Source organism: Mycobacterium sp. TH-M11 (assembly GCF_057473725.1).
Map to the genome: position 1 here is coordinate 1 of NZ_JBYCLD010000371.1, position 5,109 is coordinate 5,109.

Annotated in this window: 4 protein-coding genes and 1 riboswitch; all 4 genes read left to right on the forward strand. The window is 66.3% G+C overall.

Annotation, left to right across the window (positions count from 1 at the left end; genetic code table 11):
* Positions 1 to 102: riboswitch (TPP riboswitch) on the forward strand. This riboswitch is flagged as partial in the annotation.
* Positions 93 to 1,733: a phosphomethylpyrimidine synthase ThiC gene (thiC, locus tag AC2VOG_RS14815; RefSeq protein WP_486940641.1), complete on the forward strand. Its 1,641-nt coding sequence runs from the start codon at positions 93 to 95 to the stop codon at positions 1,731 to 1,733. (Overlaps the previous riboswitch by 10 nt.)
* Positions 1,734 to 1,797: 64 nt before the next feature.
* On the forward strand, positions 1,798 to 2,628 hold the full coding sequence (gene thiD / locus AC2VOG_RS14820; protein WP_486940642.1) for a bifunctional hydroxymethylpyrimidine kinase/phosphomethylpyrimidine kinase: 831 nt from the start codon (positions 1,798 to 1,800) through the stop codon (positions 2,626 to 2,628).
* Positions 2,625 to 3,350 carry an alpha/beta hydrolase family protein gene (locus tag AC2VOG_RS14825; RefSeq protein ID WP_486940643.1) on the forward strand — a complete coding sequence of 242 codons (726 nt, stop codon included), beginning with the start codon at positions 2,625 to 2,627 and terminating at the stop codon, positions 3,348 to 3,350. The genes thiD and AC2VOG_RS14825 overlap by 4 nt, the downstream gene beginning before the upstream one ends.
* A gap of 150 nt (positions 3,351 to 3,500) precedes the next feature.
* On the forward strand, positions 3,501 to 4,991 hold the full coding sequence (locus AC2VOG_RS14830) for a flavin-containing monooxygenase (RefSeq protein ID WP_486940644.1): 1,491 nt from the start codon (positions 3,501 to 3,503) through the stop codon (positions 4,989 to 4,991).
* Positions 4,992 to 5,109 lie beyond the last annotated feature (118 nt).

The following is a 5,109-nucleotide window of genomic DNA, read 5'->3' on the forward strand; positions in this document are numbered from 1 at the left end:
CGCGGGAGCGCACGCCCGGTGCGCTGAGAGGACGGCTCGGGGCCGTCGACCGTACGAACCTGATCGGGTAATGCCGACGTAGGGAGATGGAAATGACCGAGCTAGTAGTGGAACCCACCGTGACCACCGGCGCCATCGCCGGCAGCAGCAAGACCTACCGCAGCCCCGACGCCGTTCCCGATGCCCGGGTGCCGTTCCGTCGGGTGAATCTGTCCAACGGCGAACACCTCGACCTTTACGACACCTCGGGCCCCTACACCGACCCCGACGCGGTGATCGACGTGCATGCGGGTCTGCCGGCCCGTCCCGGTGTGGTCCGCGATCGCGGCACTCAGCTGCAGCGGGCCCGCGCCGGTGAGATCACCGCCGAGATGGCGTTCATCGCCGAGCGTGAGCAGATGCCGGCCGAACTGGTTCGCGACGAGGTCGCGCGCGGTCGTGCGGTGATCCCGGCCAACTACAACCACCCTGAGCTCGAGCCGATGATCATCGGCAAGGCGTTCGCGGTCAAGGTCAACGCCAACATCGGCAATTCTGCGGTGACGTCGTCGATCGCCGAAGAGGTGGACAAGATGGTGTGGGCGACCCGCTGGGGTGCCGACACCATCATGGATCTGTCCACCGGCAAGGACATCCACGCCACCCGCGAGTGGATTCTGCGCAACTCGCCGGTCCCGGTGGGCACCGTGCCGATCTATCAGGCGCTAGAGAAGGTCAACGGCGACCCGACCGAACTGACGTGGGAGCTGTACCGCGACACCGTGATCGAGCAATGCGAGCAAGGTGTCGACTACATGACCGTGCACGCTGGGGTCTTGCTGCGGTACGTGCCCTTGACCGCCAAGCGGGTGACGGGCATCGTGTCTCGCGGCGGGTCGATCATGGCCGCCTGGTGCCTGGCGCATCACCGGGAGTCGTTCCTGTACACCAACTTTGAAGAGCTCTGCGACATCCTGGCGCAATACGACGTCACTTTTTCACTTGGTGACGGTCTGCGGCCCGGATCGATCGCCGACGCCAACGACGCCGCCCAGTTCGCCGAGTTGCGGACGCTGGGCGAGCTGACCAAGATCGCCAAAGCCCATGGTGCACAGGTGATGATCGAGGGCCCGGGCCACGTTCCGATGCACAAGATCGTCGAGAACGTGCGGCTCGAAGAGGAGTTGTGCGAGGAGGCCCCGTTCTACACGCTGGGGCCGCTGACCACCGACATCGCGCCGGCCTACGACCACATCACCTCGGCGATCGGCGCGGCGATCATCGCGCAGGCCGGCACGGCGATGCTGTGCTACGTCACCCCCAAAGAACACCTCGGCCTGCCGGACCGCAAGGACGTCAAGGACGGTGTGATCGCCTACAAGATCGCCGCCCATGCCGGCGATCTCGCCAAGGGGCATCCGCATGCGCAGCAGCGCGATAATGCGTTGTCGCAGGCGCGTTTCGAGTTCCGCTGGCACGACCAGTTCGCGCTGTCGCTCGACCCTGATACCGCGCGCGAGTACCACGACGAGACGTTGCCGGCCGAGCCCGCCAAGACGGCGCACTTCTGCTCGATGTGCGGCCCGAAGTTCTGCTCGATGCGCATCACCCAAGACGTCCGGGACTACGCGGCCAAGCATGGACTGGAGACGGAGGAGGACATCGAGGCGGCGCTGGCTTCTGGCATGGCCGAAAAATCCGCCGAGTTCGCCGAGCACGGCAACCGGGTGTATCTGCCGCTCGCCCAGCAGTGATGCCGCGAACGCGGCAGCAATGTTGGCGCCGGGCGCAGCGGGTCACGCCTCATCTGACCCAGCGGTGAGTTACCTGCCGCTGGTGTCGCCGGGTGCGACGCCGCCGCGGGTGCTCACCATCGCCGGATCCGACTCCGGCGGCGGCGCCGGGATGCAGGCCGACATCCGCACCTGCACCCTGCTGGGCGTCCACACGCTGTGCGCGGTGACGGCGGTGACGGTACAGAACACGTTGGGCGTCAAGGACTTTCATCCGATTCCGGCCGACGTGGTCTCGGCACAGATCGCGGCCGTGAGCGACGACATCGGTATGCAGGCCGCCAAGACTGGGATGCTGGCGACGGCCGAGATCATCGCGGCCATCGCGCAGAGCTGGCGGGACCACGGCACAGGCGTGCCACTGGTCGTCGACCCGGTGTGCGCATCGATGCACGGCGACCCGCTGCTCGACGCCGGCGCGCTGAATTGCCTGAAAGCCGAACTGTTTCCACTGGCCACCTTGGTGACGCCCAACTTGCACGAGGTGCGGCTGCTGGTGGGCATCGACGTCGTCGACGCGACCACGCAAGCCGAGGCAGCCCGCGCGTTACACGCCCTCGGCCCGCAGTGGGCATTGGTCAAGGGCGGGCACCTGACTGGTTCGGCCAGCAGCACCGATTTGTTGTTCGACGGCAGCGACTTTCGCGAGTTCGAGGCACCGCGGGTGGATACCGGCCATGACCACGGCGCCGGTGACACCTTGGCGGCGGCGACCGCGTGCGCGTTGGCGCACGGCTACACGGTGCCCGACGCCGTCACATTCGGCAAAGGCTGGGTGACCGAATGTCTGCGTGCCGCTTACCCGCTCGGGCACGGCCACGGTCCGGTCTCTGCGATGTTCAGGTTGGCGCCGTGAGCCTCGAGCAGATTGCCGGCATCGCCCACGAACCGGATGGCGCGCCCACCGGCGTGGTGGTGCTGACCCACGGGGCGGGCGGCGATCGGGAATCGCCGCTGCTGCAACGACTCTGCGACGAGTGGGCCCGACGCGGCTGGCTCGCGGTGCGCTACGACCTGCCGTACCGGCGACGCCGGCCGAAGGGACCGCCGTCGGGTTCGTCGGCTGCGGATCGCGCCGGCATCGTCGAGGCCATCACAGTCTGCCGCCGCCTGGCCGACGGGCCACTGATCGCCGGGGGTCATTCCTACGGCGGCCGGATGACGTCGATGGTGATCGCCGCCAGGGAGGTGCACGTCGACGTGCTGACGCTGTTCTCCTATCCGCTGCATCCGCCGGGCAGTCGACGCCGCTCCTCCTCATCGCTTCGCTCTGCATCGTCGCCGGCGGGCAGTCGACGCCGCTCCTCCTCATCGCTTCGCTCTGCATCGTCGCCGGCGGGCAAGCCCGAACGCGCCCGCACCGAACACCTGCCCGACATCGCGGTGCCGACGGTGTTCACCCACGGCACGTCGGATCCATTCGGGACACTCGAGGAAGTGCAAGCCGCCGCCGCCCTGGTCGCCGCGCCGACCCAGGTCGTCGGGATCGCCGGCGCACGGCACGACCTCGGTTCAAAGACGCTCGACGTTCCCATGCTGGCCGCGTCAGCGGCGCTGCTCCTGCTCGGCCGCGACTAGCCGCGACTAGCCCGGCGCGCCGACTGTGCTGGGTTTGCGGGCGAATGCCGCCCGAAAGCGCTCACAACCTGCACGGTCGACGTACCGGTCGCCCGAGCCAGACCGGCCGGGGTTTACCGGTACCGGGGGTACTGAGTATATTGTCGTGCCATGACTTCGGAGCGTTTCGAGGCCCTCATCGTCGGGGCCGGCTTCGGCGGTATCGGTGCGGCCATCCAACTCAAGCGCATGGGTATCGACGACTTCGTCATTGTCGATCGCGAGGACGACCTCGGCGGAACCTGGCACGTCAACCACTACCCGGGCCTGGCCGTCGATGTACCCACCACCACATACTCGTACTTCTTCGAGCCGAACCCCGGTTGGTCGCGGCTGTTCACCCCGGGACCGGAGATCAAGCAGTACGCCGCGCGCGTGGCCGACAAGTACGACGTGCGCCGGCATATGCGGTTCAACACCGTCGTGGAGTCGGCCCGGTGGGACGAGGAGACCAGACACTGGCAGGTCGCACTCGCCGGCGGCGAGGCGCTCTCAGCGCGCTACCTGATCACCGCGACGGGCTTCCTGTCCCAGCCGAAGACCCCCGACATTGCCGGCATCGCCACGTTCGAAGGCAAGGTCATCCACACCACCGAGTGGGAGGACGACTTCGACCCCACCGGTCATCGGGTGGGGATCATCGGCACCGGCGCGACAGCGGTTCAGCTCATTCCGAAGCTCGCCGAGAAGGCCGCCGATCTGACTGTCTATCAGCGCACCCCGATCTGGGTCGCCCCGAAGGTCGACCTGCGGTTCTCCGACGGCGCCAAACGACTCTTCGCCCGACTGCCCTGGACCCAGCGGGCAATCCGTGCGATCACCGACACCATTTACGAGATGATGATCACCGTCGGCCTGGTGCGTTACCGTGTTCCGCTATTCAAGCGGCTCAACATCTCTGCGATGGATCTGTGCAAGATCAACCAGTTCATCGCGATTCGCGACAAGGAGCTGCGCCGCAAGCTCACCCCCGACTACGACCTCGGATGCAAGCGCCCGACGTTCTCCAACACCTACTTTCGCAGCTTCACCAAGCCGCATGTCCACCTGCAGGCCGATGGCATCGAACGGATCGAGGCCGACGGGGTGGTGAACGCCGACGGTTCGAAGACGCACATCGACACGCTGGTGTTGGCCACCGGATTCGACTTGTGGGAGGCCAATTTCCCGGCGATCGAAGTGATCGGACGCGACGGGCGCAACCTCGGAAAGTGGTGGCGCGACACCCGTTTTCAGGCATATCAAGGCGTGTCGATGCCCTACTTCCCGAACTACCTGAGCCTGGCCAGCCCGTTCGCCTTCCTCGGCCTGAACTTCTTCAACACCATGGAATACCAGATGCGGTTGATGGACCGGCTTTTCGGCGAGCTCAAACGCCAGGGCGCCGACACCTTCGAGGTGACCGAAGAAGCCAACGCGCGCTACCTAGACCGGATGACCGACTTGCTGGGCGACTCGCTGTGGATTCTGGGCAACTGCGCAAGTTCGCGGTCCTACTATTTCAATCCCAGCGGAGAACCCTCGCTGCTGCGGCCGATGTCCACGTCGACAGCGATCGACGAGGCGTCGAATTTTCCGCTTAGCGACTACGCGATCAGCTGAGGAAAGGCATGTCTCGCAAAGGTAACCGTATCGCCCGCTTCTCCGGTCTGGCTCTGGCCGGCGCCGGTTTCGCCCACTTCACCAGCCCGGGGATGTTCGAGCCGATCACCAAGTCGGC

Bases quoted from the DNA above. Each gene is read 5' to 3' on its own strand.
- thiC (WP_486940641.1), top strand. From the start codon at position 93: ATGACCGAGCTAGTAGTGGAACCCACCGTGACCACCGGCGCCATCGCC.
- AC2VOG_RS14830 (WP_486940644.1), top strand. From the start codon at position 3,501: ATGACTTCGGAGCGTTTCGAGGCCCTCATCGTCGGGGCCGGCTTCGGC.